This is a genomic window from Kitasatospora sp. NPDC097691 (assembly GCF_040302665.1).
In the GTDB taxonomy this organism is placed as follows: Bacteria; Actinomycetota; Actinomycetes; order Streptomycetales; family Streptomycetaceae; genus Kitasatospora.
The window spans coordinates 64801-90675 of sequence record NZ_JBEORY010000007.1 but is presented as its reverse complement, the minus strand read 5'-3'; the positions used below and the strand labels follow the sequence as shown (position 1 = coordinate 90675).

Below are 25875 nucleotides of genomic sequence, written 5' to 3'. Positions count from 1 at the left end.
AGCACCATGGCGACCGCGACCACCCAGGACAGCTTCACCACGGTGAAGAAGTGCATCACGCTCTTCGGCGCCGTCAGCGCGATCATCCTCGGCACGGTCGCCGTGATGGCGTTCACCGGGCACGAGGCGACCTCGTTCATGTGGTTCCGCGGTGTGATCCTCCTCGGGGTCACCCCGCTCCTGCTCCGGCTCGCCACCCGGGCCGCCGAGGGCTCCTACCGGGACTTCGACCGGCTCCGCACCGTCGCCACGGTCATGCCGGTCGCGCTCATCGGCGTCGATCTGATCCCCGGCCTCTGCCCGCCCTGGTACGCCGTCCTCCAGGGACTCTCCGCCCTCGCCCTGGTCGCTGTCGCGGTCCTCACCCGCACCTCTGCTTTCCCCAAGCAGAGCTGAACAGCCCGGCGGCCCCGTGCTTCTCGCACGGGGCCGCCGGGTTCTTTCACAGGCCGGGCACGTGGTAGCCGTTCAGGTACCAGAGCGCCGCGCTGTACCAGAGCAGGGCGATCAGGACGATCAGCGCGCCGCCCGTCACGGGCAGGGCCCAGCCGGGCAGCCGGCGGTGGCGGACCACGATGACCTTGGCGACGAACGCGCCGTAGAGGAAGCACCCGGCGAACGAGTGCAGGGCGATCCGACTGTCCGTCAGCTGCACCCCGTACGCGGTGATGCAGTGGTAGGCGATCGGAAGCGACACCAGGAACGCCGCCAGGCCGACCAGCCGGTGCCCGGTCCGTACCGGGCGGGGTGCGGCGGCCGCGCCGGGCAGCCGGCCGTACATCCACAGCGCCAGCAGGAGCTGGACCACGGCCAGGCCCAGCAGGGCGGTGCCGAGCTGGGCCTTGAGCTGGTTGGCGTCGTCGTAGCGGCGGCCGAAGAGGCTGCTCGTGTAGTCGGGGGTGTGTGCCCGGCCGTACCAGAAGAGCCCGGCCGTCACCGCCACCGGCAGGAGCGCCCACAGGAGGCCGGGGGCCCGCCACCGGGGACGGGACGGCCGTTCGGCATCAGCCATCCGCTCAGTCGCCCTCGACCTTGTTGCCCGAGACGTTGACCACGTACCACTTGGCACCGAAGGCGCTGGACTCCTCGCCGTTGGTGTCGCCCTTCGCCGTGTCGCCCTCGAAGTGGTAGAGCGGGTGGCCGTTGTAGACGACCTGGGAGGTGCCGTCCTTGCGGGCGGTGGTGGTGATCTTGGCCTGGTCGACGCCGTTGGTGGCGGTGGGGGTGCCGGTGGTCAGCAGCGGCGGCCAGGCGGTGGCGCAGGCGTCGTAGCAGGTCGAGGTGGGCGAGGTGTCCGCCTCGAACAGGTAGAGCGTCTTGCCCTGGGAGTCGACCAGGATGTTCTGGTACTTGCCGGCGGTGGCGGCCCCGACCACGGCCGCGCCGGTGGCTGCGGCGGTGGGGCTCGCGCTCCCCGTCGACGTCGACGTGGCGCTCGGACTGCCGGAGGCGCTCGTCGTGGAAGTCGCCGTGGAGGTCGCCGCGGGTGAGGTGCTCGCCGGGGCCGTCGTCTTCGTGCTGCTGGAGCAGCCGCCGCACACCACGGTGATCAGGGCGACGGCGGCCGTGGCAGTCATCGTGCGGGAAGTCTTCATGGGTCTCTCTCCGGGCGGGTGGGAATGGTGCCACCACTTCAGCCCGAACGGGCGCCGCCGCTTCACCAGGCACGCCAGCGGATGGGCAAGGCGGGGCGGTCCTTGACCCTGATGGCGGACAGCGGAGCACCGCTCAGGGGGCGGGCGTGTGCTCCTGCACCACGTCGAGGGCGGCCTCGCCGAAGGCCCGGACGCGGGCGGTGGCGCCGTCGGCGAGCCACACCAGGCCCCACTCCACCGGCGCGGCGTCCTCGAAGGGCACGTAGACGACGTCGGGGCGGGCGAAGTAGCGCCGTACGTGGGCGCCGACGGCGAAGACGCCCTCCCCGGCGCCGACCAGGGTCAGCACCTCGTTGAACGTCGCGGCCGACGGGCCGAGCGTGACGGGCTTCCCGGCGGGCGTCCGGCGCGGTGCGCGGTCGTCGCGCAGGGCGTCCGGCAGGGACTCGGGGAGCTGCAGCACGGTCACCCGGGCGAGGTCCTCGACGGAGACGGCCGTGCGGCGGGCGAAGGAGTGCCCGGCCGGTACGGCGAGCATGCGGGGCTCCCGCACCAGGACCGGACCCACGGCGATGCCCTCGGCGTGCATCGGGCGGCAGGTCAGTGCCAGGTCCACCTCGCCACCGCGCAGCCACGGCAGGACGTCCGGCAGGTGTGCCTCACGGATCCGGACGTCGCAGTCGGGGTGCCGGTCGCGGAACACCTGCGCGACGCCGACCAGCAGTTGGCCCGCCGCCGGCCCGTCGAAGGCGACCCGCAGCAGCCCGGTCAGGCCCCGTCCGGCCTCGACGGCCCGCCCGAACGCGTCGGTGATCCGCTCCCAGGCGGGCCGGATCTCCTCCTCCAACTGCCGTCCCGAGGAGGACAGTTCCACCCGGCGGCTGGTGCGGTGGAACAGTGGGACGCCGATCCGGCGCTCCAGCTTGGCGATCGTCTGGCTGACCCGGGCCGTGGAGACGTGCAGGCGCTCGGCGGTGCGGCCGAAGTGCAGTTCCTCGGCGAGCGTCAGGAAGGCCTCCAGCTCATGGCGCTCCAGCACGTATACCCACCCTTCCGGCGTTAAGCGGGACTTCACGATCGTTGCGCAGGCCCGCGTTGATGGCGCATCAGGCTGCGAGCAGGATCAACGGTGTCGGCACAACGCCCCGCCCCCAGGAGGACATCATGTACGTCACCCGCGACCGCGCCCTGACCGCCCCCGCGCACGACACCGACGCGGTCGTCGCCGAGCTCAGGGACCGTGCGGAGATCGTCGACGCGCTCTACCGCTTCGGCCTGGGGCAGGACCTCAAGGACGAGGAGCTGTTCGCCTCGGCCTTCGCCGCCGACGCCGAGCTGGACTTCCGTCCGGCCGCCGCCAAGTGGGGCGCCGAGCCGCCGCTGATGTCCGGGCGCGACACCATCGTCACCACCATCCTGGCCATGTTCGCCGGCCGGGTGGACACCACCCACCAGGTCACCAACCCGCGGATCACCATCGACGGCGACACCGCCCGGCTCACCGCCCTGGTGGAGGCCCAGCACCTGCTCACCGCAGACCCGGCCACGCACGCGTTGCTGAAGAACCCGTACGACGTCGACCTCGTCCGGGACGGCGACCGCTGGGTGATCCGCCGGCTCCGCATCGACAACACCTGGTACACCGGTGAGCCGACGGCCGTCTTCGGCTGAGCCCGGAAACGCGAACCGCCCGCCCGGCCCGGCGAATTCAGCAATTCATTCATTCACAAGTCTTGACCATCTGTTCACGTCTTCGGGAGCATCGGGGGCGCCGGTCGCGGGGGAAAGCAAAACGGCCGGACGGTTCATCGAGCAGGTGACCGGTCTGCCCCGACGTCCGTGACCGCGAGCAGGGAAGGGCCGACCGGGCATGCCGACCGTCCTCCACACCGACGAGCAACTCCTGCGTGCCAGGGTCGACTTGGCCTCCGAGGTCGAGCGCGGAACCGTCGGGCTGTCCGCCCGGGTGGTCGAGGCGTTCCTCGCGGTGCCGCGACACCCGTTCGTCCCGGTGTTCTACCGCGAGGAGAGCGGTCTCCACCTGCCCTGGCGCGCCGACGACTTCGGGGACGACTCGTGGCTGCGGGAGGTGTACGCGGACCGGGTGCTGGTGACCGGGATCGACGGCGTGCACGCGGAGGACGCCGCGCCGGGCGGCCTGCGCGGCGGAGTCGCCACCTCGGCCGCCGCCCCGCCGAGCCTGCTGGCCGAAGCGCTCGACGCGCTCGACGTCCGCCCCGGCGACCGGGTGCTGGAGATCGGAACCGGCACCGGTCACCAGACGGCCCTGCTCTGCCACCTCGCCGGCGCGGCCACCGTCACCTCGACCGACCGCACCGAGCACCCGGTCGCCGCCGCCCGCGCCCGCCTGGCCGAGTCCGGCTTCGAACCGTCCGTCGTCCGGGCCGACGGCGCGGACGGGCACCCGGCCGGAGCGCCGTACGACCGGATCATCGCCACCGGCGAGGTCCGCCGCATCCCCCGGGCCTGGCTCGACCAGTGCGCGCCGGGCGGGCTCATCCTCGCCCCGGTCGGCGGCGCGGTCGCCAGGCTCACCAAGCTGCCCGACGGGCGCGCGGTCGGCCGCTTCCTCCCCAGCCCGGCCGCCCGCACGCCGCTGAACCCCGGCGAGGCCCCCGCACCGGCGGCTCCCGCGGCCGACCCCCGCGTCCTGGACGACCCCGGCTTCTCCTTCTGGGCGGGCCTGCACGCCCTCGCCGCCGCCCGGGACGGCGACGCCGCCCAGGACATCGACGCCGTCCACGAGAGCTGGCTCGCCCACAACCGCCCCCGCCGCGAGTGGTTCACCCTCGACGCGGGCCCGGACACCCAGCGCATCGGCTACACCGCCCCGGACGGCACCACCCTCGGCTGGACCCTCTGACCCGCGGCCCCTGGAACCATCCTGGAACCATCCGCCCCCGCGGCCCCTCGCGCCCACCCACGCGAGGGGCCGCCCCTCGGCAGCCGTGACGGCGGAACCGGTGCGGTGAGCCCCGGCATCCACGCGTTCCGGTGCGAGGATCGCGGCATGAAGTACATGGTGCTGATGTACGCCGATCCGGCGGCGACCGCGGCGATGACCGACGAGCAGCGGGCGGGCGTGTTCCGTCGGCACGAGGAGCTCCACCGGGACCTGGAGGGCTCCGGCGAGATGCTGAACGGCGCGGGGCTGGCGTACCCGGCGGACACGACGACGCTCCGGTGGAACGGGGACGGTCCGGACGGTCCGACCCCCGTGGACGGGCCCTTCGCGGCGGCGGCCGAGCACCTGACCGCCTACTACGTCATCGACTGCGCGAGCCCGGAGCGGGCGCGGGAGATCGCCGGGCGCGTCCTCGACTTCCACGTGGTGGCGGTGGAGGTGCGGCCGGTCCACGACTCGTTCGGCATGGGCTGAATCCGCGCGCCACGAGCCACGAGCCGCGAGCCGCGAGCCGCGAGCCGCGAGCCACGAGCCGCGAGCCACGAGCCGCGAGCCGCGCTCTGCGTGCCGCGATCCGCGCCGCCGTAGAAATCCGGGCGACTTCCACGATCTTGGCCGCCTATGGTGGGCGCGTCCCCCCGAGCGGCCGTCTACCGCTCGTCGTCGGCGCGACCAACGCGCCCGCAACCCAGGGAGTTGCCGCCATGACGCGCACCCTCGTCGCAGACCTCCACGCGCACATCGAGGAGACGGTCACCGTCTACGGCTGGGTGAACACGCTGCGGCTGCAGCGGCGCATCCAGTTCGTCCTGGTCCGTGACCACACCGGCCTCGTTCAGGTCACCCACCCGCGCGGTGGGGACGGCGACGTCATCGAGGCCGCCTTCGAGCGTGTGACGGCGGAGTCCGCGGTGAAGATCACCGGCAAGGTGGTTGCCGCCCCGCAGGTGAAGCTCGGCGGTCTGGAGATCGTCCCGTCCCGCGTGGAGATCGTCGCGCTCGCCGAGCCGAAGCTGCCGATCGACGAGAAGACCGGCATCGACCAGCGCCTGGACTGGCGGTTCCTCGACATCCGGCGCCCCTCCCAGCACCTGGTGTTCGACGTCCAGACCACCGTCGAGCGGGCGATGCGCGAGGTGACCGCCGAGGAGGGGTTCACCGAACTGCACACGCCGAAGCTGATGGGCACGGCCTCCGAGTCCGGGGCCGAGGTGTTCGAGGTCGGCTACTTCGGCCGGACCGCCTACCTCGCCCAATCGCCGCAGTTCTACAAGCAGATGGCGATCGCCGGCGGCATCGACCGGGTCTTCGAGATCGGGCCGGTGTTCCGGGCCGAGCCGTCCTTCACCTCCCGGCACGCCACCGAGTTCACCGGCGTCGACGTCGAGATCGCCTGGATCGACGGCGTCGAGGACGTGATGGCCTTCGAGGAGCGGATGCTGCGCCGCGTCCTCGCGGCCGTGGCCGAGCGCCACGGCGAGGCGATCGCCGAGCACTTCGGCACGGAGGTCGTCGTGCCCGAACTGCCGTTCCCCCGGATCACGATGGCCGACGCCCTGGCCCGGCTCCGGGCCACCGGCTGGGACCCGGAGGGCGTCAAGGACGACCTTGACCCCGAGGGCGAGCGGACGCTGTGCGCCCTGATCGCCGAGGAGACCGGGCACCAGTTCGTCTTCGTCACCCGCTTCCCGGCCTCCGTGCGCCCGTTCTACCACCTGCGACCGGAGGACGACCCGACCGTCACCGAGTCCTTCGACCTGCTGTGGAAGGGCGTGGAGATCACCACCGGCGCCCAGCGCGAGCACCGCTACGACCGGCTGGTCGCCCAGGCCCGCGAGAAGGCCATGGACACCGGGCCGCTCTCCGGCTACCTGGACTGCTTCCGCTACGGCACCCCGCCGCACGGCGGCCTCGGCCTCGGGCTCGGCCGGCTGCTGATGCTCGCCCTCGGCCTGCCGTCGATCCGCGAGGCGACCTTCCTCTTCCGGGGCCCGCACCGCCTGGAGCCGTAGCCGGACCGCACCGGCGCAGGAAGTCGGCCCGGCCGACTTCCTGCGCCCGGGTGTCCTCGGTTGCCGACGGCGCTCAGTAGCCGACGGCCTCGCGCAGCAGCAGGACGGTGCCCGGGTCATCCGGGTCGGCGCGTCGAGCCGGCGCCGAGCCGGTCAGCGGGGTGGTGTCGAGGTACCGCACCTCGTAGACCCGCTCGGTGAATCGCCAGCCGTCCTCGGTGCGCCGGTAACGGTCGTGGTAGACGGCGTGGTTGAGCCCCTGGAGGCCGCTCTTCAGACGCGCGAGCTCGAACAGGTAGGCGCGGCCGGTCGCGGTGTCGCCGTCGATCCGGATCGCGCCGGGGTGGGTGTTCTGGACGAAGAAGTCCCACTGCTCCTGCAGCTTCTCGCCCCCGACGCGGATCTGCTCGGGGCCGACCAGCTCGACGGGGATGTTCGGCATCCGCAGCGCGCCGTCCGGGGTGAACAGCCGTGACAGCCGGGCGCGGTCGCGCATCATCACGGCATCGGTGAACTCGGCCTGCAGCGCCTGGATCTCGACCAGGTCGGCGGTCGCTCGGAAGTCGTTCATCGGGTTCCTCCGTCTCGGTTCCTGCCTTCGACCGGTACGACAAGGCAGCGGTTCGGGATGTGAGGTGACGGCAAAGGCGTCACATTCCGCAGTGCGGTCCTGTCAGATGGGTGAAGGGTCCGACGACGCGAAGGGGCGGGGAACGGTGCGGGACGAGCGCCTGGGCGCGATCATGAGCGAGCGGCGGCAGTTGACCAATCTCGCGTACCGGCTGCTCGGCTCGCTGGCCGACGCCGAGGACGTGGTGCAGGAGACCTACGCCCGCTGGTACGCGATGCCGCGGCGGGAGCGGGAGGCGATCGGCTCGCCCGGCGGCTGGCTGACGACGGTCGCCAGCCGGATCTGTCTCAACGTCCTCGGCTCGGCCCGGGCGCGGCGGGAGCGCTACGTGGGCGAGTGGATCCCCGAGCCGCTGCCGGAGGGCCGGGAGTGGACGTCCGCCGCGACGACCGCGGCGGCGGACCCGGCGGACCGGATCACCCTGGACGAGTCGGTCACCATGGCCTTCCTCGTCGTCCTGGAGTCCATGACGCCGGCCGAACGCGTCGCCTTCGTCCTGCACGACGTCTTCCGGTACCCGTTCGCCGAGGTGGCCGCGATCGTCGGCCGCTCGCCGGCCGCCTGCCGTCAGCTGGCCACCTCCGCCCGCCGGCGGATCCGTGCCGCGCAGGCCCCGGCGGTGCCGACGCGCGCGCAGGCGGCCGTGGTGCGGGAGTTCAAACGGGCCTGGGAGGCGAAGGACCTCAAGTCGCTCATGGGCGTCCTCGATCCCGGGGCCACCGTGATCGCCGACAGCGGCGGACTGGTCGGCGCCCTGCCGCAGCCGCTGTGCGGGAACGAGCGGATCGCCCGCGCCTACCTGGAGATCGCCCGTCTCGCGCCGCCGACGACGTTGCTGGAGTGCACCGTCAACGGCTTGCCCGGCCTGGTCGCCCGGCAGGACGGCGTCACCGTCACGGTGATCGCCTTCCGGGTCGCCGACGGCCGGATCACCCACATCTGGGCGGTGCGCAACCCGGAGAAGCTCCGCCCGTGGGCGGACCTGCACCCGGTGGTCGGGGCTCCGTCCGCGGGGGAGTGAGCCAGGTCATACCGGCGAACGGGAGGGGGCGGGCACTGTTGTCCGGGGGCGCACCGGGCGTGTCCACGCCCATCCGCACACCACCGAGCGCCCGGCTATGGCCTTGTCGTCGCAAAACCGACCGATAAGGTGTTAATCCAACATTCATCCATGCCGCATAGCCTCCGAGAGCTAGCCTCATGCTGAACGCCATCGTCCGACCGGGAGGCGAAAGCCCCGTGCAAGGCACTGTCACCACACCAGGCGGCTCCACGGTGGCCGGGGGCCAGGGCGAGGCGTTCCTGCTCGTCGTGGACGACGAGCCCAACATCCGCGAACTGCTCGCCGCCTCGCTGCGCTTCTCCGGCTTCCGGGTCGCGTCCGCCGCCAGCGGCACCGAGGCGCTCGAACTGATCACGGCCGAGCGCCCCGACCTGGTCGTGCTCGACGTGATGCTCCCCGACCTCGACGGCTTCACCGTCGTCGAGAAGCTGCGCGAGCGCACCAGCCGCGGCCAGATAGCCGGGCCGGCGCACGGGCACCCCGGCGACCACCTGCCGGTGCTCTTCCTCACCGCCAAGGACGGCGTCGGCGACAAGGTCCAGGGCCTCGCCGCCGGCGCGGACGACTACGTCACCAAGCCGTTCAGCCTCGAAGAGCTGATCGCCCGGATCCGCGCCATCCTGCGCCGGGCCGGCGGGCCCGCCGAGGACGGCCGACTGGTCGTCGCCGACCTCAGCCTCGACCCGGTCGCCCACGAGGTCACCCGCGGCGGCACCCCGGTCTCGCTCTCCCCGACCGAGTTCAAGCTGCTGCACTACCTGATGGCCAACGTCGGCCGGGTGGTCTCCAAGGCGCAGATCCTCGACCACGTCTGGGCCTACGACTTCGGCGGCGACCTCTCCATCGTCGAGTCGTACATCTCCTACCTGCGCCGCAAGCTCGACTCCGGCCAGGCGCACGGCCCCAAGCTGATCCACACCGTGCGCGGGATCGGCTACGCACTGCGCCGCCCCCCGCAGGGCTGACCGGTACCGCCGCACGTGTTCGCCCGGTTCACCTCACGGCTGTCGCTGCGCGCCCGGCTGCTGGTGCTCGCCCTCGCGCTGGTCACCACCGGCCTCGCGGTCAGTGACGGCTTCGTCGTCGGCACCGTCCGGAGCCAGCTGGTGGAGCAGCTCGACGAGCAGCTCCAGCGCTACGGGCTGCCGCTGTCCCGCAAGCCTCCGGCCCAGGTGTCCACCCCCAACCCCGGGCGGCCCGCCGTCACCGGCCGGCGGATCGCCCTGCCCAGCCAGTACCTGGTGCAGTACCTCTCCGCGGACGGCAAGGTCCAGGCGGTGATGCGCCAACCCGTCGCGGACACCGACCCGGCGCCGCAGCTCGCCGGCCTGGACCCGGCGCGGACCGCCCCCGACGTCCCCTTCGACCTGCCCGACCAGCGCGGCGAGCACCGCTGGCGGGTGCTGGTGCTGCCGCTCCAGGCCCCCCGCGGTCAGACCGCCGGCTCCAACGCGTACGCCTCCCCGACGGCCACCCCCACCCACGTCATGGTGGCCGTCTCCCGCGATGACATCGACGCCACCCTCGGCAAACTGCGCACCTCCTTCCTCGCCATCGGCGGCGCCGTCCTGGTGCTGATCACCGCCCTCGGCTTCTTCGCGGTACGGGCCGGGCTGCGGCCGCTGCGGCGGATCGAGGAGGGTGCCGAGCGGATCGCGGCCGGCGAGCTGTCGCACCGGATGCCCGAACTCTCCCCCGGCACCGAGGTCGGACGGCTGTCGGTCGCGCTCAACGGGATGCTCACCCAGATCGAGGCGGCCTTCGCGGCCCGCGCCGAGTCCGAGGCCCGGATGCGGCGCTTCGTCGCCGACGCCTCGCACGAGCTGCGCACCCCGCTGGCCGGGATCCGCGGCTTCGCCGAGCTGTACCGGATGGGCGCCCTGCCCACCGAGGCGGACGTCACGCGCACCATGACCCGGATCGAGAGCGAGGCCGACCGGATGGGCGCCCTGGTCGAGGACCTGCTGGTGCTCGCCCGGCTGGACGAGGAGCGCCCGCTCGACCTCGCCCCGATGGACCTGCGCACCCTCGCCGCCGACGCCCTGCACGACCTCACCGCGCTCGACCCGAGCCGTCCCGTCGCGCTCACCGGCCCCTCCGGCACGGGCGCACCCGGCGCGGCGCCCGTCCTCGGCGACGAGGCCCGGCTGCGGCAGGTGGTGACCAACCTGGTCGGCAACGCGGTCAAGCACACCCCGGCCGGCACCCCGGTGCGGATCGGGGTGGGCGCCGGGCCCGGCGGCGTCTGCCTGCTGGAGGTCGCCGACACCGGCCCGGGCCTCACCGAGGAACAGGCCCAGCGGGTCTTCGACCGCTTCTTCCGGGTCGACGCCTCGCGCAGCCGCGACAACGGCGGCGGCGCCGGACTCGGCCTCGCCATCGCCACCGCCCTCACCCGCGCGCACGGCGGGACCCTCAGCCTGGACACCGCGCCCGGCGAGGGCGCGACGTTCCGGGTCGAACTGCCCAACAACGCCGACCGGCCTTTCTGAGGGCCGGCCGCGGGCCGACTGCCGGTTGATTGTCGACTCGTCAATTCCGTTGCGGACCAGGCAGATCGAGGGCGCGATCATTGCCGGAAACCGGCATGGAGCGTAAAGAAAGCGTCTGCCTATGATCGGCACCGCCCGGCCGTGACGATCAGTCCGGACCGAGGCCCCCGCTTTCTTTCCGACCCGAAAGGGGTCATCGTGAAACTCCGCCGTTCGCTGGTCTCGGCCGCCGTCATCGCCGCCGTGATCTCGCCCGCAGCCGTGTTCTCCGCGGCACCCGCCTTCGCGGAGTCGGCTCCGGCGGCACAGACCGGGAACGACAGCTCGATCGCCGAACTGGAGAAGGCCGCCGCCGACGCGGCCAAGGCCTACGAGCAGGCCAGGACCCACGAGGCCGACCTCAAGGCCAAGTTCGACACCTACACCACCCCGCCGGCCCTCCGCGCCGCGTACGAGAAGGCCAAGGCCGCCGCCGCCCTGGCCACCCAGACCAGGGAGGCCCTCGACAAGGCGGCCGGCGAGGCCGCCGCCGCGTTCGGCCGGGCCAAGGAGGAGGACCGGCCCAAGGCCAGGGAGGAGATGCTGAAGGCGTTCGACGCCGCCAACGCCTCCCACACCGCGGAGACCGAGGCCAAGGCCGCCGCCGACGCGGCCATGAGGGCGATGGACGACGACCGGGTCGCCGAGTTCCGCAAGATCCTCGACGCCCAGGAAGCCACCAAGGCCGCGGCCGCCACCAAGGCCGCCGCGGACAAGGCACTCGCCGACGCGAAGGCGGCCGCCGAGAAGCCGGTCGAGAAGCCGGTCGAGAAGCCCGTCGAGAAGCCCGTCGAGCAGCCGGTGCAGACGCCGGTCGACCAGCCGGTGCAGAAGCCCGCGGAGAAGCCGACCACCGTCACCCCGGCCTCGGACACCACCAAGGACGCGGCCACCACCACCTCGAACCAGCCGGCGACCTCGACCGGTACGACCACCTCGCAGGCGGCCACCACCACCGGCTCGACCACCGGCTCGACCACCGAACTCGCCGCGACCGGCTCCGGCCCGGCCACCCCGTACCTGGCACTGGGCTCCGGCCTGGCCGTCAGCCTCGGCGCCGCCGCCCTCTACGTCTCCCGCCGCAAGCCGGCCACCCGCTCCACCTCCTGATCCACCCGGTTCGCGCCCGCTCGGGAGGAGGCCGCGAGCCGCACCGGAACCGCAGGACAGGCCCTGGCCCGCCCTGCAGTTCCGGCGTTTCCGCGCCCGAAACGCCCCGATCGAGTGAACCGGAAGCCGTTCACCCAACCGGCTCCTCGGTCGTGTGCGACCGTGCAGCCGTTGCTTGTGCGGACCCGCACGGGCTGATCACACTGGACGGGAAAGAGGTGTCTCACATGAGTGCGCTCGTTGCCGAGGAGACCGTCGTGAACCTGGACCAGTTGCTGTGGCAGGCGTGGAAGTCCATGGATGTACCCGATGGCTTCCGCGCGGAGATCATCGAGGGGACGATCACGTTGTCACCCACCGGCGGAGTTCGTCACTTCACTGTCAACAGGCGGCTGGGGCGGGCTCTGTATGACCATCTGAGGGGCACCGGGTACGGGCCTGCGCAGGACGGCAACGTCATTGCCGGCCTCAAGGTGCTCATTCCGGACGTCTTCGTGGCGCCGGACGATGTCGACGAGATCGAGCACCCCGAGGGCGTAGGGGTACTGGCTTCCGGTGTGTCGCTGGTGGTCGAGACCGTTTCTCCTGGTGCCGAGGCTCGTAAGCGCGACCATGTCCTCAAGCTTCGCGCGTACGCTGCTGCAGGCATCCCGGTGTACGTGATCATCGACGACCACGATGACGGTGGCATCGTGACCATCCTCACCGGGCCGGACCACGAGCGTCGCGCATATGAGTACTCGGCCCGTATCCCCTACGGCAAGGAGGCCGTGATCCCCGAGGGCCCGGCCAAGGGCTTCGTGATCGGCCCCGAGATCACCGGCGAGCGCCGTGGCTGAGCCGGGGGCGTCGTTCAGGCGGGACCTGTCCGAGTGGCGGATCGTCCTGGTCGCGTGGCGGCTGCTGGTGCTGCAGGCGGCGGATCCGGTGGTCGGGGCGGGGATGGCGGAGCACTCGACGTACCGGGCGCACCCGTGGCGGCGGGTGGAGCACACGCTGGGGAGCGGGCGGCGGCTGTTCTACCAGGACGCGGAGACGTTGCGGCGGGAGGTCGCCCGGCTGGACCGGGCGCACAAGCGGATCCGGGGGACGGGGCCGGACGGGCGGGCCTACGACGCCCGGGACGCCGCGACCAGGGCGTGGGTGCTGCTGACGCTCTTCGAGTGCGTGGTCGCGATGCGCCGCCTCGGCGGGGACCCTTACGACGCCGGGCAGTTGGAGGAGGCGTACGCCGAGTTCAAGGAGGCGGTCGCCGCCTTCGGCCTGCCCGAGGGCGAACTGCCCGCCACCGCGAAGGACTTGCCCGGCTACTTCGCCCGGTACGCCCGGGAGAGGCTGGAGTTCACCGAGGCCGCGCGCTACCTGTTGGGCGACCTGCTGCGCGAGGCGCCCCGGCCGCGGCGGCTGTGGTTCCTCGGGGACGCCGGCTGGCGGGTGGTCCGGGCCCTCGTCGCCAGGGTGATCACCGAGCTGACGGTGGCCGACCTGCCGCCGGTGGTGCGGGAGCGGTTCGGGCTGGCCGCCACCCGGCGCGGCGCGCTGCTGTCGGTGCTGCTGCACCGCGGCGCCGGGGCGCTGGTGGGCCGGCTCCCGGACCGGCTGCGCTACCGCTCCCCGGAGGAGGCGGGCCCGGGCCGGCGCCGCTACCGCCCGCAGCGTGACACCCGCGGGCCCCGGCTGGACCGGTTCTTCCGCGAGGTGCTGGACCAGACCGGCGACGGTTTCATCACCGCGCACGACCTGCGGGCGATGGCGCACAACGTGTGCTGGCAGCTGGAGTTGGACGAGGCCGGTGAGGCCCGGGTGTACGAGGCCTTCGAGGGCTGGTGGGAGCAGCTGCGCGCGGCGATGGACGCGAACGGTGACGGGAAGGTCAGCCGGGAGGAGTTCGTGGCGGCCACCGTGGCCGGCTGCGACCGGGACGGGGCCTACCTGGAGCTGGGGTTGCTGCCCGCGCTGCGGGCGGTGTTCACGGCCGCCGACACCGACGGCAGCGGCTTCCTGGAGTTCGACGAGTACCGCGCGGTGTTCGGCGGACCGCGGGTGCATCCGGTCGAGCTGTCGCACGGTTTCCGCCGGCTGGACACGGACGGGGACGGGCGGATCACCCGGGAGGAGTTCCTGCACGGCTTCACCGAGTTCTTCACCGCTCGCGCCGACTCCACCGCGGGCACCCAGCTCCTCGGCCGCGCCTGACCGGGCCCGTCGGGCGGTAGCACGCCCCGTTCGCCGTGGCGAGCGGGGCGTCGGCCTGTCAAGCGCCGGTTCGGCCAAGAGCCCGTCCGCATCCGCCCGGTCGTTCGTTGCCCCGGCCGGGGCCGGGTCCGCAGACTGTGCGGACCGCCGCCAAACCGTGACGCACCGCACAGGTCCGTCAACCCCACCCCACCTGCAGTTCCCCCGTAAGGATGGTGGATACTGGCCCTTGTGAACGTGTTCACGTTCACAAGCGGGCAAGCTTGCACGGCTTGGCGGCGGTCTACGACTACACAAGAAGTCTGTCCGGAATGCGCCCGTCGAACGTGCGGGCAGGTTGGGAGAGAGGGCGACGTGGAACTGGCAATCGCTCACGAGACCATCGCGCGATGGCAATTCGGCATCACCACCGTCTACCACTTCCTCTTCGTTCCGCTCACGATCAGCCTGGCCGCGGTCGTGGCCGGCCTGGAGACCGCCTGGGTGCGGACGAACAAGGAGAAGTACTTCCACGCGACCAAGTTCTGGGGAAAGCTCTTCCTCATCAACATCGCGATGGGCGTCGTCACCGGAATCGTCCAGGAATTCCAGTTCGGCATGAACTGGTCCGACTACTCGCGCTTCGTCGGTGACGTCTTCGGCGCCCCGCTCGCGATGGAGGCGCTGATCGCCTTCTTCTTCGAGTCCACCTTCATCGGCCTGTGGATCTTCGGCTGGGACAAGCTGCCGAGGAAGATCCACTGCGCCTGCATGTGGATGGTCGCGCTGGGCACCGTGCTCTCCGCCTACTTCATCCTGGCCGCCAACTCCTGGATGCAGCACCCAGTCGGGTACGCGATCGACCCGGCCACCGGCAAGGCGCAGCTGACCGACATCACCAAGGTGCTGTTCCAGAACACCACCCTCACCGTCGTCGCCCACACCCTGACCGCCGCCTTCCTCACCGGCGCCGCCTTCATGGTCGGCATCTCCTCCTTCCACCTCTGGAAGGCCAAGCGCAAGCCGGAGACGGCCGACCCGAGGAAGACCGCCTCGATGCGCACCTCGCTGCGGCTCGGCCTGGTGCTCGCCGTGGTCTTCGGCGCCGGCACCGCGCTCAGCGGCGACGAGCTGGGCAAGGTCATGTTCGAGCAGCAGCCGATGAAGATGGCCGCCGCCGAGGCCCTGTGGGACAGCCAGGCGCCCGCGCCGTTCTCGGTCTTCGCGGTCGGCGACGTCGGCAAGGGCCACAACTCGGTCGCGCTGGAGGTCCCCGGGGTGCTCTCCTTCCTCGCCCACAGCGACTTCAGCTCCTCCGTCCCCGGCATCAACGACACCGCGGCCGCCGAGGCCGCGCTGCACGGCGGCAACCCCAAGGACTACATCCCGAGCATCTTCGTCACCTACTGGGGCTTCCGCCTCATGATCGGCTTCGGGATGACCTCCTTCGTGGCCGGCCTGATCGGGCTCTGGACCACCCGGAAGAAGCTCTTCCTGCGCCCCGGGTTCCGCACCGGCGACACCGAGGTGCCCCGGCTGATGCTCACCCCCGGACGCGAGCTCAGCCCGGCGCTGACCAAGTGGAGCTGGCGGATCGGCATCCTGACCATGGGCTTCCCGCTGATCGCCAACAGCTTCGGCTGGATCTTCACCGAGATGGGCCGCCAGCCCTGGGCCGTCTTCGGCCTGATGACCACCTCCAGCGCGGTCTCCCCCAACGTGAGCGTCGGCACCCAGATCGGCGCGCTGGCCACCTTCACCACGCTGTACGCGATCCTCGCGGTCATCGAGGTCCGCCTGCTGGTCAAGTACGCCAAGGCCGGCCCGGTGGTGACCGAACAGCCGCCCACCGAGGTCCGCTCGCTGCGCGGACCGACCTCGGACGAGGACGCCGACAAGCCGCTCGCCTTCGCCTACTGAGGCACCGGGACACGGGGCACTGAGGACCACTGCGGAACTGAGGATCTGACATGCAACTCCACGACGTCTGGTTCGTGCTGATCGCGGTCCTGTGGATCGGCTACTTCTTCCTGGAGGGCTTCGACTTCGGGATCGGCATCCTGACCAAGGGCCTGGCCCGCAACACCGCCGAGAGACGGGTGCTGATCAACACCATCGGCCCGGTCTGGGACGGCAACGAGGTCTGGCTGCTGACCGCCGGCGGCGCCACCTTCGCCGCCTTCCCGGACTGGTACGCGACCCTCTTCAGCGGCTTCTACGTCCCGCTGCTGGTGATCCTGGTCTGCCTGATCGTGCGCGGCGTGGCCTTCGAGTACCGGGCCAAGCGCGACGGCGCCCGCTGGCAGCGGAACTGGGAGGAGGCCATCTTCTGGTCCTCCCTCCTGCCGGCCTTCCTCTGGGGCGTGGCCTTCGCCAACATCGTGCGCGGCGTGGACATCGACGCGCAGAAGAACTACGTCGGCGGCCTCTGGGACCTGCTGAACCCGTACGCGCTGCTCGGCGGCCTGGTGACGCTCGCCCTGTTCACCTTCCACGGCTCGGTGTTCGCCGCGCTCAAGACGGTCGGCGAGATCCGCGAGCGGGCCCGCCGGGCCGCCCTGCAGGCCGGACTGGCCACCGCCGTGCTGGCGTCGGCCTTCCTGGCCTGGACCCAGGCCGACAGCGGCAACGGCCGCAGCCTCGCCGCCCTGGTGATCGCCGTCCTGGCCCTGGCCGGCGCCCTGGTCGCCAACCGGCTCGGCCGCGAGGGCTGGGCGTTCGTCCTCTCCGGGGCGACGATCGTGGCCGCCGTGGCGATGCTCTTCCTGGCGCTCTTCCCGAACGTCATGCCGTCCACCCTGAACCCCGGCTGGAGCCTGACCGTCTCCAACGCCGCCTCCTCGCCGTACACGCTGAAGCTGATGACCGTCGTGGCGGCGGTGTTCACCCCGCTGGTGCTGCTCTACCAGGGCTGGACGTACTGGGTGTTCCGCAAGCGGATCGGCGTCCAGCACATCCCCGGGCACGCCCCGGCCGCCCCGGCCGCCCCGCTCGACCGGGTCTGACGCGATGAAGCCGGTCGACCCCCGACTCCTCGGGTACGCCCGCACCACCCGGGTCTTCCTCGCCGGATCCGTGCTCCTCGGCGCGGCGGGCGCGGCCCTGGTGGTCGCCCAGGCGAGCCTGCTCGCCGAGATCGTCGTCCGCGCCTTCCAGCGCGGGGCGACGCTCGGCGAGCTGACCACGCCGCTGCTGCTGCTCGCCCTGACGGCCGTCGGGCGCGGGCTGGTCGGCTGGCTCACCGAACTCACCGCGCACCGGTCCGTCGCCCGGGTGAAGTCCACCCTGCGGCGCCGGCTGCTCGACCACGCCACCGCGCTCGGCCCGTCCTACCTGGCGGGCCGGCGCACCGGCGAACTCACCACCCTCGCCACCCGCGGCATCGACGCGCTGGACGACTACTTCGCCCGGTACCTGCCGCAGCTGGCGCTGGCCGTGGTCGTCCCGGTGATCGTGCTGCTGCGGATCGTCGGCGCCGACTTCACCTCGGCCGCGATCATCGCCGGGACGCTGCCGCTGATCCCGCTGTTCATGGTGCTGATCGGGATGGCCACCCAGTCCCGGATGGACCGGCAGTGGGACACCCTGGCCCGGCTCTCGCACCACTTCCTGGACGTCGTCGCGGGCCTGCCCACCCTCAAGGTGTTCAACCGGGCCCGCACCCAGGCCGCCACCATCGCCCGGATCACCGCCGACTACCGCCGGGCCACCCTGCGCACCCTGCGGATCGCCTTCGTCTCCTCCTTCACCCTGGAGCTGCTCTCCACCCTGTCCGTCGCGCTGGTCGCCGTCACCGTCGGGTTCCGGCTGGTGGACGGCACGCTCGACCTGGAAACCGGACTGCTGATCCTGGTCCTCGCCCCCGAGGTGTACGTCCCGATCCGCCAGGTCGGCGCGCTCTACCACTCCAGCGTCGAAGGGCTGACCGCCGCCGACGAGCTGTTCCGGGTGCTGGAGACCCCGCTGCCCGCCGCCGGCACGGTGCCCGCGCCCGCCCTCGCCGGGGCCGTGATCGGCGCCGAGGGCCTGGTCGTGCGCCACCCCGGACGGACCGAGCCCGCGCTGGACGGCGCCGGGCTGACCCTGCGTCCGGGCAGCACCACCGCCCTGACCGGCCCGAGCGGCGCCGGCAAGTCCACCCTGCTGGCCGTCCTGCTCGGCCTCACCGCCCCCGAGGCCGGCACCGTCCGGATCACCGCCGCCGACGGCCGGTCGTACGACCTGGCCGAGCTGGAACCGCGGAGCTGGCAGCGGCAGATCGCCTGGGTGCCGCAGCACCCGCACCTGTTCGCCGGGACGGTCGCCGACAACCTGCGGCTCCACCGGCCCGACGCCACCGACGAGCAGCTGTGGACGGCGCTGGGGGCCGCCCACGCGCTCGACTTCGTGACCGACCTGGCCGCCGGGCTCGGCGAGGACGGCGCGGGGCTCTCCGCCGGGCAGCGCCAGCGCCTCGCGCTCGCCCGGGTGCTGCTCGCCGACGACCGGCCGCTGGTCCTGCTCGACGAGCCGACCGCCAACCTGGACGGCGCCTCCGAGGCAGCCGTCGTGGACACCGTCCGGACCCTCGCCGAGGACCCGGCGCGCACCGTGCTGATCGTCGCGCACCGGCCCGCGCTGCTGGCCGTCGCGGACGAGCGGGTCCGGCTCGCGGGCCCCTCCGCCGTCCCGGTCGCCGGTCCGGTCGTCCCGCTCGCCCACAGCGGGAAGCCGACGCCGGCCCCCGCCGTCCCCGAGGAGCCGGAGACCGGCACCGGCAGTGCACCCCGGCTGGCGCTGTCCGTCCTGCTCGGCGCGCTCGCCCTCGGCTGCGCCGTCGCGCTGATGGCCACCTCCGGCTACCTCATCTCCCGCGCCTCCGAGATGCCGCCGGTGCTCTACCTGATGATGGCCGTCACCTCGGTGCGGGCCTTCGGTATCGGCCGCAGCGCCTTCCGCTACGCCGAGCGGCTGGTGTCGCACGACGCGGTGCTGCGCACCCTCGGCACCCTGCGGGCCGACGTGTACCGGCGGCTGAGCACGCTCGCCCCGGCCGGACTGCCCGCCTTCCGGCGCGGCGACCTGCTCTCCCGGCTGGTCGCCGACGTGGACGCGATCCAGGACCACTACCTGCGCTGGCGGCTGCCGGCCGCCGTGGCGGGCGTGGTCGCGCTGGGCTCGACACTGGCGCTGGCCGCCTTCCTGCCCGCCGCCGGTGCGGTGCTCGGCCTCGGGCTGCTGCTCGCGGGCGCCGTGGTGCCCGCGCTGGCCGCCCGCTGGTCGGCCGGTGCCGAACGGCGGCAGGCCCCGGCGCGCGGGCGCCTGGCCACCGCCGTGGTGGACGCCTTCACCGGCACCGCCGAGCTCACCGTGGCCGGCGCGCTGCCCGGCCGACTGGCCGCCGTCCGCACCGCCGACGCCGCGCTGACCCGGCTGGCCGCCCGCTCGGCCGCCACCACCGCGCTCGGCACCGGGCTGATCGCGCTGCTCACCGGACTGACCGTGACCGCCGCGGCGGCCGTCGGCGTCCAGGGGGTACGCGGCGGGGCGCTGGCGCCGGTCTGCCTGGCGTTGGTGGTGCTGACCCCGCTGGCCGCCTTCGAGGCCGTCACCGGGATGCCGCTCGCCGTCCAGGCCCGTCAGCGCAGCCGCGCCGCGCGGGCCCGGCTGGACGAGGTGCTGAACGCCCCGACGGTCGGCCAGCCCTCTTCCCCGGCCGAGCTGCCCGAGCAGCCGCTGCCGGTCGCGGTGCGCGGGCTGACCGTACGGCACCCCGGGCAGGCGGTGGACGCGCTCGCGGGGGTGGACCTCGACCTGGCTCCCGGCCGCCGGATCGCCGTGGTCGGCCCGTCCGGCTCCGGCAAGACCACCCTCGCCCAGGCGCTGCTGCGCTTCCTGGAGCCGGGCGCCGGCGCCGTCACCTTCGCCGCCGGTCGTCCACAGGCTGTGGACAGCCGCGCGCTCGCGGGCGAGGACGTCCGCCGGGTGATCGGGCTCTGCGCGCAGGACGCGCACGTCTTCGACAGCTCGCTGCGGGAGAACCTGCGGCTGGCCCGGCCCGGCGCGGGGGAGGACGAGCTGCGTGCCGCGCTCGCCGCCGCCCGGCTGCTGGACTGGACGCAGGGGCTGCCGGACGGCCTGGACACCATGGTCGGCGAGCACGGCGCCCGCCTGTCCGGCGGTCAGCGCCAGCGGCTCGCGCTGGCCCGGGCGCTGCTCGCGGACTTCCCCGTCCTCGTCCTGGACGAGCCCGCCGAGCACCTCGACCTGCCCACCGCCGACGCGCTCACCGCCGACCTGCTGGCCGCCACCGAGGGCCGTGCCACCGTGCTGATCACCCACCGGCTGGCCGGGCTCGACGACGCCACGGTGGACGAGGTGCTGGTGCTGGAGGGCGGCCGGGTGGCCGAGCGGGGCCGCTGGTCGGAGCTGGTCGCCGACCCGGACGGGCGGCTGCACGCGATGTGGCGGCGGGAGCGGGAGGCGGACGGCCTGCTGGAGTCGGACGGCCTGTTCGAGCCGGTGGGGGAGGCCCGCTAGCCGTGGCGGCGCCGGTCGCGCCAGCCTTCGTCTGAAAAGCGTACAAACTAGTCTTTCTTCATGGACCCCACGCCGGACGCCTCCGAGGCCACCCCCGAGCCGGCACCCCATCGGGTGCCCGAGATCGCCTCGCTCGGCCTGGACACCCTGGTCACCGAGGTCGCCGAGCGCCTGCAGTCGGCCGCCGCCGTCACCGACCGGATGCAGCGGCTGCTGGAGGCGGTGGTCTCCATCGGCGCCGGGCTGGACCTGCACGCCACCCTGCACCGCATCGCCACCGGCGCCGCCGAGCTGGTCGACGCCCGGTACGCCGCACTCGGCGTGATCGCCCCCGGCGGCACCGGACTGGCCGACTTCATCCACGTCGGCGTGGACGACGAGACCGCCGCCGCGATCGGCGAACTGCCCGCCGGGCGCGGCATCCTCGGCGTGCTCATCGACCGCCCCGAACCGCTGCGGCTGGCCGACCTCGGCGCCGACCCGCGCTCCTCCGGATTCCCGTCCCGGCACCCGCAGATGAAGACCTTCCTGGGCGTGCCGATCCGGGTCCGCGAGGAGGTGTTCGGCAACCTCTACCTCACCGAGAAGAAGGGCGGCGGCGCCTTCACCCCCGAGGACGAGCAGGTGGTGCACGCGCTCGCCGCCGCGGCCGGCGTGGCGATCGAGAACTCCCGGCTGTACGAGGAGGGCCGCCGCCGCGAGCGCTGGATCGCCGGCGCAGCCGCCGTCACCACCGCCCTGCTCTCCGCCGAGCAGGCCGAGACGGCACTGACCGTCGCGGCCGAGCAGGTACGGGAGTTGGCGGACGCCGCGCTCGGCATGATCCTGCTGCCGACCGGCCCGGAGGGCGAGGGGGACGGGCAGATGCGGGTCGCCCACGCCTCCGGCGAGGTGGCCGAGTTCGTCCGCGGCGAGCTGCTGCCCAAGGAGAGCTTCGCGGCCCGGCTGCTGGCGGGGGAGAGCGTCGCCCTCGACGACATGTCCCGCGACCCGACCGTGGTGATGCGGCTCGCCCGCCGCTTCGGCCCGTCGATGGCCGTGCCGATGGTCGCCGCCGGGCGGGTGCTCGGCGGGCTCTGCGTCTGGCGCCCGTGCGGTGCGCTGCCCTTCACCGAGAGCGAGAAGCAGCTCGCCGAGACCTTCGCCTCGCAGGCCGCGCTCGCCCTGCGGCTCGCCGAGGGCCAGCGCGACCAGCAGCGCCTCGCCGTCTTCCAGGACCGCGACCGGATCGCCCGCGACCTGCACGACCTGGTGATCCAACGGCTGTTCGCCACCGGGATGATGCTGGAGAGCGCGGCCCGTCGGGCGGTCGTCCCCGAGGTGCGGACCGGCATCGGCAAGGCGGTGGACGAACTGGACGCCACCATCCAGGAGGTCCGCACCACCATCTACGCCCTGCAGCACGACAACCACGGCGATGCGCCGGACACCCTGCGCACCCGGGTGCTGCGGGAGGCCAGCCAGGCCGCGGCGGCGCTCGGCTTCAAGCCCTCGGTGAGCTTCGTCGGGCCGGTGGAGAGCCTGGTCGGCGAGAAGACCGGTCGTCAACTGCTCGCCGCTCTGCGGGAGATGCTCTCCAATACGGCACGGCACGCGCGGGCCTCCCGGGTCGGCGTGGAGATCGACGCGACCGTCCACCTGGGCGACGCCGGGCGGCCGGTGGGCGGCGACCCGGAGTCGCTGGACCGGGGTGGCCGGCCCGGTGTGGTGCTCTCCGTGACCGACGACGGCGTGGGCATCCCGGCGGGCGGCCGGCGCAGCGGACTGCTCAACCTCGCCCGGCGCGCCGAGGCGCTCGGCGGCGACGCCTGGCACGAGAGCGGGCCCTACCGGAAGGGCACCACGGTGCGCTGGACGGCCCGGCTCTGAGGGTGTCCGCGGCCCGGCTCCGAGGGTGTCCGCGGCCCGGTTCCGAGGGTGTCCGCGGCCCGGTTCCGAGGGTTTCCACGGCCCGGTTCCGAGGGTGTCCACGGCCTGGAAGCGGACTCTCCGGTAAAGACAAGTGAAAGTTAAACGAGAGAGAACTTCCCGACCAACAGCGCAAGTTGTGAACGTTCTGGGCTTTCGGCGGCTCTGTGTGCACACATAGCTTTGCTCCGTCTCGGAGGGGAAACCGGAAGGTAACCGGACGGAGGGGGCAGTGGACGCTTCCGGCCGCGGTCACACCGCAGCAGGGGCAAGTCGAGGGGGGTTCCGCGCCGAACGGGCCGCGGACGGGCGCTACCGCTGGCAACTGAAGGCGCCCAACGGCCGGGTCGTCGCGATCACCCCGGCCGCGTTCGAGACGGCCGGCGAGGCCGAGCGGGGCTTCGACGGCCTACGGGCCGGTGCGGACGAGCTGACCGCCCGCATCACCCACGTCCGGGACGGCATCGGCTGGGTCTGGGTCATCCCGGGCTCGCGCAATCTCCCCGAGGTGCGCTCCAGCCGCGCGTACGAGCGGTACGCGACGTGCCAGAACGCCTTCCGGCGGTTCGTGGTGCTGCTCGCCAAGCAGCCACCGCGCGAACTGCCCGAGCGCGCAGTGCCGTTGAGGCGCACCGATGGTCGCTGAGCGGCGCGGTCCGCGGCTGCTGATCGTGCCGGCGGCCGACCGCTGCGTCGGCTGGGCGTTGCGGGCCGCCAACGGCAGACCGCTCGGCGTCGGCGCGCGGACCTACCGGAGCGAGGAGGAACTCGCCGAGGCGGTCCGGGAGTTGCTGATCGAGCGAGCCGCGCTGCGATGTTCGATCGGGCAGTCCGAAGGGCGTCAGTGGGTCTGGGCCGCCTACCTGCCGGTGCGCAGTACCCGGCCGGGGGTGGCCTCCGCCGTTCCGGTCGCCCGCAGCGCGCGCGGGTACCTGCGGCGCGACCAGTGCCAGGCGGGCATCGAGGGCTTCCTGGCCGGACTGCAGTGGGTGGGCCAGGAGTTGCGCCGCTCCGGGCGCGACGGCCGCCGACCGCTGTAGTCCGTCTCCGCATCCGCCGCGGTATCGACCCGCCGTATCCCGTTGTCGTCGTCCCTCTTCGCGCCCCGTCGTCGTTCCGCGCTGCCGCGGTCCGTCCGCCCCTGATCGTTCGCCCCTGACCGCTCGCCCCTGATCGTTCGCGGCCTTCCGTTCGTGCGCTTTCGGTGAAGTCCAGGTTTCCGGCAACACCCCGAGCAGCTTCCTGGAGAAGAACGTCGACGCTGTTCGGAGGCCCTGTCGCGCCCCTGTCGCGTCCGCGTTGACCAGTGCCTAAACCTCGCTGAACCGATGAGTCGACATTCCGTGGCAGGGCCCGACCTCCCTTCCGGCGGAACCTGCCCGCCGGACAGGATCTGCACTGCCGGACGGGCCGCAGCGGACGCGGTCACCGGCCCCGGACTCCCGAACGGAGTGCGGGTCACGCGATGGACGTCTCTCCCACCGGAGGAAGAGAAACATGCGTAAGACCGCTGCCAACCTGCTTGCCGCCGCCGCGCTGGCGACCTCGGTCGCCACCGTCTTCGCCGGCACCGCCGTCGCCGACCCGGCCGGCCTGCCGAACTCCCAGGACATCGTGGGTGTCGGCTCGGACACCACCCAGGCCGTGCTGAACCAGATCGCCGCCGACTACAACGCGACCCTGGTCAACCCGAGCGACCCGCACCTGTACAGCTGGGACGCGATCCCGGCCGGCACCATCACCACCAAGTCGGGCGCCACCCCGATCACCCGCCCGAACGGCTCCGGCGCCGGCATCTCCGCGCTGAACGCCAACACCAGCGCCACCGTCGACTTCGCGCGCTCCTCGCGCTCCCCGCAGCCGACCGACCCGACCACCGACGACTTCGTCGCGATGGCCAAGGACGCCGTTGCGTGGGCCGCCCCGTCCACCGGCAACGCCCCGGCGAACCTGACCACGGCGAACCTGAAGGACATCTACACCTGCGCGGTCACCAACTGGACCCAGATCAACCCGTCGCTGCCGAACGCCACCATCAAGCCCTTCCTGCCGCAGACCGGTTCCGGCACCCGCTCGTTCTTCCTCACCACCATCGGTGGCGGCACCGCGGTCACCCCGGGCGCCTGCGTGGACAGCAGCGTCCAGGAGAACCAGGGCAGCGACTCCAAGCTGGCCGACGTCAACTCCCTGGTCCCCTACTCCGTGGCCCACTACATCGGCCAGGTCTACTTCGGCAAGGGCAGCGGCGCCGACGTCCAGGGCCCGCTGACCATCCGCTCCGTCGACGGTGTCGCGCCGGTCGACACCGTGAACAAGACCATCAGCTCCGCGTTCGCGGCCACCGCGTACTCCCGCGTGGTCTACAACGTCTTCCGTGACGCCGAGTGGACCGCCACCGACGCGCACGGCAACGCCCTGCGCGCCATCTTCAGCCGCACCGGCTGGATCTGCAAGAACGGCGCCACCGACCTCAAGAGCTTCGGCTTCCTGCCGCTGTCCTCCTTCGCCTGCGGCAGCGTCACCCACTCCTGAGTCACCCCGCACCACCCGGCGGCCGCAGGGACCTCACCCCTGCGGCCGCCGGCCCGACCGCACGGCCGGAACCACCTCTCCCCTCCCTCTCCCAAGGAGTTCGGCATGTCCCGCATCAGCGCGCGCCTGGCCTCGACCGGTGCCGCCGTCGTTCTCGCCCTGACCGCCGTGAGCGGTGCGGCTGTCGCCGACACCACCCCGGCCACGCCGGCCGCGGGCCAGGCCGTGATCACCACCGACGTGAACTTCCTGACGAGCGCCGCGCTCCAGGGCATCGTGGTCATTCCGCTCCAGCCCGCCAACCCGACCTTCGACCCGAACGCCGGCCTCACCGTGACGCTCCCGGTGAACGGTGGCGAGGCGAACATCCCCGGCTTCTACGGCGACGTGCAGTTCGGCGGCGGGCTGCTCTTCCTGAACCTCGCCACCGGCAGGAGCGTGACCTTCAAGCAGTTCGACTTCTCGGTCGCCAACGGCTACTTCACCGCCGTGCCGAACGGCTCGACGACGCCCGTGCCGCTGCTGGACCCGGCCGGCGACAACGTGATCAACCGCACCGGCCTCACCCAGAGCCTGGCCTCCTCCAGCTTCCAGGTGGACGCCGAGGGTGCGAACTTCCTCGACACCAAGCTCGGCACCAAGTTCTTCACCGCCGGCCAGCAGATCGGCTCGCTCGCGCTGTCCTACACCCCGGCGCACTGACCCGCGCCGCACCGGACCGCAGACCGGCGGGCCCGCGCCTCGGCGCGGGCCCGCCGCTTGTGGAGTTCCCAACTCCGGTACGGAGTAGCCGCGTTGTGGTCTCGTACATCTGGTCGACCGGATCCCGCCATGTCCGGCTGGCCGAATAGTACGCACGGAACCGTCCGTTTC

Annotated in this window: 23 protein-coding genes; 19 read left to right on the top strand and 4 right to left on the bottom strand. The window is 72.7% G+C overall.

Annotation, left to right across the window (positions count from 1 at the left end):
* Positions 1-6 precede the first annotated feature (6 nt).
* On the top strand, positions 7-396 hold the full coding sequence (locus tag ABTY56_RS07380; RefSeq protein ID WP_350627399.1) for a hypothetical protein: 390 nt from the start codon (positions 7-9) through the stop codon (positions 394-396).
* A 46-nt stretch (positions 397-442) separates the two neighbouring features.
* Here ABTY56_RS07380 and ABTY56_RS07375 read toward each other — a convergent pair whose 3' ends face one another.
* The 3 genes from ABTY56_RS07375 to ABTY56_RS07365 all read right to left on the bottom strand — a co-directional run bounded on the left by ABTY56_RS07375 (position 443) and on the right by ABTY56_RS07365 (position 2634).
* Positions 443-1012, bottom strand: coding sequence for a DUF6529 family protein (locus ABTY56_RS07375; protein WP_350627398.1), 570 nt, complete (start codon positions 1010-1012; stop codon positions 443-445).
* Between the two features lie 4 nt (positions 1013-1016).
* Positions 1017-1595: a COG4315 family predicted lipoprotein gene (locus ABTY56_RS07370; RefSeq protein WP_350627397.1), complete on the bottom strand. Its 579-nt coding sequence runs from the start codon at positions 1593-1595 to the stop codon at positions 1017-1019.
* Between the two features lie 133 nt (positions 1596-1728).
* A complete protein-coding gene (locus ABTY56_RS07365; protein ID WP_350627396.1) occupies positions 1729-2634 on the bottom strand; it encodes a LysR family transcriptional regulator in 906 nt (301 codons plus the stop codon).
* Between the two features lie 125 nt (positions 2635-2759).
* Between ABTY56_RS07365 and ABTY56_RS07360 the strand changes: the two genes are divergently transcribed.
* The 4 genes from ABTY56_RS07360 (at position 2760) to aspS (ending at position 6533) form a co-directional block, all read left to right on the top strand.
* On the top strand, positions 2760-3266 hold the full coding sequence (locus ABTY56_RS07360) for a nuclear transport factor 2 family protein (protein WP_350627395.1): 507 nt from the start codon (positions 2760-2762) through the stop codon (positions 3264-3266).
* A 199-nt stretch (positions 3267-3465) separates the two neighbouring features.
* Positions 3466-4479, top strand: a complete 1014-nt coding sequence (locus ABTY56_RS07355; RefSeq protein ID WP_350627394.1) for a methyltransferase domain-containing protein — start codon at positions 3466-3468, stop codon at positions 4477-4479.
* Between the two features lie 147 nt (positions 4480-4626).
* On the top strand, positions 4627-4995 hold the full coding sequence (locus tag ABTY56_RS07350) for a YciI family protein (RefSeq protein ID WP_350627393.1): 369 nt from the start codon (positions 4627-4629) through the stop codon (positions 4993-4995).
* Positions 4996-5225: 230 nt separating this feature from the next.
* On the top strand, positions 5226-6533 hold the full coding sequence (gene aspS / locus ABTY56_RS07345; protein ID WP_350627392.1) for an aspartate--tRNA(Asn) ligase: 1308 nt from the start codon (positions 5226-5228) through the stop codon (positions 6531-6533).
* A gap of 73 nt (positions 6534-6606) precedes the next feature.
* Here the strand turns inward: aspS and ABTY56_RS07340 are convergent, their stop codons facing one another.
* Positions 6607-7104, bottom strand: coding sequence for a nuclear transport factor 2 family protein (locus ABTY56_RS07340; protein ID WP_350627391.1), 498 nt, complete (start codon positions 7102-7104; stop codon positions 6607-6609).
* A 106-nt stretch (positions 7105-7210) separates the two neighbouring features.
* On the opposite strand from ABTY56_RS07340, the gene sigJ reads away from it, so the two are divergent.
* The 14 genes from sigJ to ABTY56_RS07270 all read left to right on the top strand — a co-directional run bounded on the left by sigJ (position 7211) and on the right by ABTY56_RS07270 (position 25704).
* Positions 7211-8185, top strand: coding sequence for an RNA polymerase sigma factor SigJ (gene sigJ / locus ABTY56_RS07335; protein ID WP_502893044.1), 975 nt, complete (start codon positions 7211-7213; stop codon positions 8183-8185).
* Between the two features lie 218 nt (positions 8186-8403).
* Positions 8404-9192, top strand: coding sequence for a response regulator transcription factor (locus ABTY56_RS07330; RefSeq protein WP_350627390.1), 789 nt, complete (start codon positions 8404-8406; stop codon positions 9190-9192).
* 15 nt (positions 9193-9207) lie between these two features.
* Positions 9208-10719 (top strand): sensor histidine kinase, encoded by a 1512-nt coding sequence (locus tag ABTY56_RS07325; RefSeq protein WP_350627389.1) that lies wholly within the window; start codon positions 9208-9210, stop codon positions 10717-10719.
* A gap of 198 nt (positions 10720-10917) precedes the next feature.
* On the top strand, positions 10918-11868 hold the full coding sequence (locus ABTY56_RS07320; protein WP_350627388.1) for an LAETG motif-containing sortase-dependent surface protein: 951 nt from the start codon (positions 10918-10920) through the stop codon (positions 11866-11868).
* A 227-nt stretch (positions 11869-12095) separates the two neighbouring features.
* Positions 12096-12707: a Uma2 family endonuclease gene (locus tag ABTY56_RS07315; protein ID WP_350627387.1), complete on the top strand. Its 612-nt coding sequence runs from the start codon at positions 12096-12098 to the stop codon at positions 12705-12707.
* Entirely contained in the window at positions 12700-14064 is a 1365-nt protein-coding gene (locus ABTY56_RS07310) for an oxygenase MpaB family protein (RefSeq protein ID WP_350627386.1), read from the top strand. Before ABTY56_RS07315 ends, ABTY56_RS07310 begins: the two co-directional genes overlap by 8 nt.
* A gap of 354 nt (positions 14065-14418) precedes the next feature.
* Positions 14419-15963, top strand: coding sequence for a cytochrome ubiquinol oxidase subunit I (locus tag ABTY56_RS07305; protein WP_350627385.1), 1545 nt, complete (start codon positions 14419-14421; stop codon positions 15961-15963).
* 50 nt (positions 15964-16013) lie between these two features.
* A complete protein-coding gene (gene cydB / locus ABTY56_RS07300) occupies positions 16014-17048 on the top strand; it encodes a cytochrome d ubiquinol oxidase subunit II (RefSeq protein WP_350627384.1) in 1035 nt (344 codons plus the stop codon).
* A 4-nt stretch (positions 17049-17052) separates the two neighbouring features.
* Positions 17053-20562, top strand: coding sequence for a thiol reductant ABC exporter subunit CydD (gene cydD / locus ABTY56_RS07295; protein ID WP_350627383.1), 3510 nt, complete (start codon positions 17053-17055; stop codon positions 20560-20562).
* A gap of 60 nt (positions 20563-20622) precedes the next feature.
* Entirely contained in the window at positions 20623-22431 is a 1809-nt protein-coding gene (locus ABTY56_RS07290) for a sensor histidine kinase (RefSeq protein WP_502893043.1), read from the top strand.
* Between the two features lie 271 nt (positions 22432-22702).
* On the top strand, positions 22703-23116 hold the full coding sequence (locus ABTY56_RS07285) for a YegP family protein (protein WP_350627382.1): 414 nt from the start codon (positions 22703-22705) through the stop codon (positions 23114-23116).
* Complete coding sequence (locus ABTY56_RS07280) at positions 23106-23510, top strand: hypothetical protein (RefSeq protein ID WP_350627381.1); 405 nt, start codon at positions 23106-23108, stop codon at positions 23508-23510. The genes ABTY56_RS07285 and ABTY56_RS07280 overlap by 11 nt, the downstream gene beginning before the upstream one ends.
* Before the next feature lie 457 nt (positions 23511-23967).
* A complete protein-coding gene (locus ABTY56_RS07275; RefSeq protein WP_350627380.1) occupies positions 23968-25002 on the top strand; it encodes a PstS family phosphate ABC transporter substrate-binding protein in 1035 nt (344 codons plus the stop codon).
* A 105-nt stretch (positions 25003-25107) separates the two neighbouring features.
* Complete coding sequence (locus tag ABTY56_RS07270) at positions 25108-25704, top strand: hypothetical protein (protein WP_350627379.1); 597 nt, start codon at positions 25108-25110, stop codon at positions 25702-25704.
* Positions 25705-25875 lie beyond the last annotated feature (171 nt).

Coding starts and splice junctions, on each gene's coding strand:
- ABTY56_RS07270 (WP_350627379.1), top strand. CDS start 25,108: ATGTCCCGCATCAGCGCGCGCCTGGCCTCGACCGGTGCCGCCGTCGTT.
- ABTY56_RS07315 (WP_350627387.1), top strand. CDS start 12,096: ATGAGTGCGCTCGTTGCCGAGGAGACCGTCGTGAACCTGGACCAGTTG.
- ABTY56_RS07370 (WP_350627397.1), bottom strand. CDS start 1,595: ATGAAGACTTCCCGCACGATGACTGCCACGGCCGCCGTCGCCCTGATC.
- ABTY56_RS07350 (WP_350627393.1), top strand. CDS start 4,627: ATGAAGTACATGGTGCTGATGTACGCCGATCCGGCGGCGACCGCGGCG.
- ABTY56_RS07360 (WP_350627395.1), top strand. CDS start 2,760: ATGTACGTCACCCGCGACCGCGCCCTGACCGCCCCCGCGCACGACACC.
- ABTY56_RS07355 (WP_350627394.1), top strand. CDS start 3,466: ATGCCGACCGTCCTCCACACCGACGAGCAACTCCTGCGTGCCAGGGTC.
- cydB (WP_350627384.1), top strand. CDS start 16,014: ATGCAACTCCACGACGTCTGGTTCGTGCTGATCGCGGTCCTGTGGATC.
- sigJ (WP_502893044.1), top strand. CDS start 7,211: ATGGGTGAAGGGTCCGACGACGCGAAGGGGCGGGGAACGGTGCGGGAC.
- ABTY56_RS07275 (WP_350627380.1), top strand. CDS start 23,968: ATGCGTAAGACCGCTGCCAACCTGCTTGCCGCCGCCGCGCTGGCGACC.
- cydD (WP_350627383.1), top strand. CDS start 17,053: ATGAAGCCGGTCGACCCCCGACTCCTCGGGTACGCCCGCACCACCCGG.
- ABTY56_RS07290 (WP_502893043.1), top strand. CDS start 20,623: ATGGACCCCACGCCGGACGCCTCCGAGGCCACCCCCGAGCCGGCACCC.
- ABTY56_RS07380 (WP_350627399.1), top strand. CDS start 7: ATGGCGACCGCGACCACCCAGGACAGCTTCACCACGGTGAAGAAGTGC.
- ABTY56_RS07375 (WP_350627398.1), bottom strand. CDS start 1,012: ATGGCTGATGCCGAACGGCCGTCCCGTCCCCGGTGGCGGGCCCCCGGC.
- ABTY56_RS07280 (WP_350627381.1), top strand. CDS start 23,106: ATGGTCGCTGAGCGGCGCGGTCCGCGGCTGCTGATCGTGCCGGCGGCC.
- aspS (WP_350627392.1), top strand. CDS start 5,226: ATGACGCGCACCCTCGTCGCAGACCTCCACGCGCACATCGAGGAGACG.
- ABTY56_RS07340 (WP_350627391.1), bottom strand. CDS start 7,104: ATGAACGACTTCCGAGCGACCGCCGACCTGGTCGAGATCCAGGCGCTG.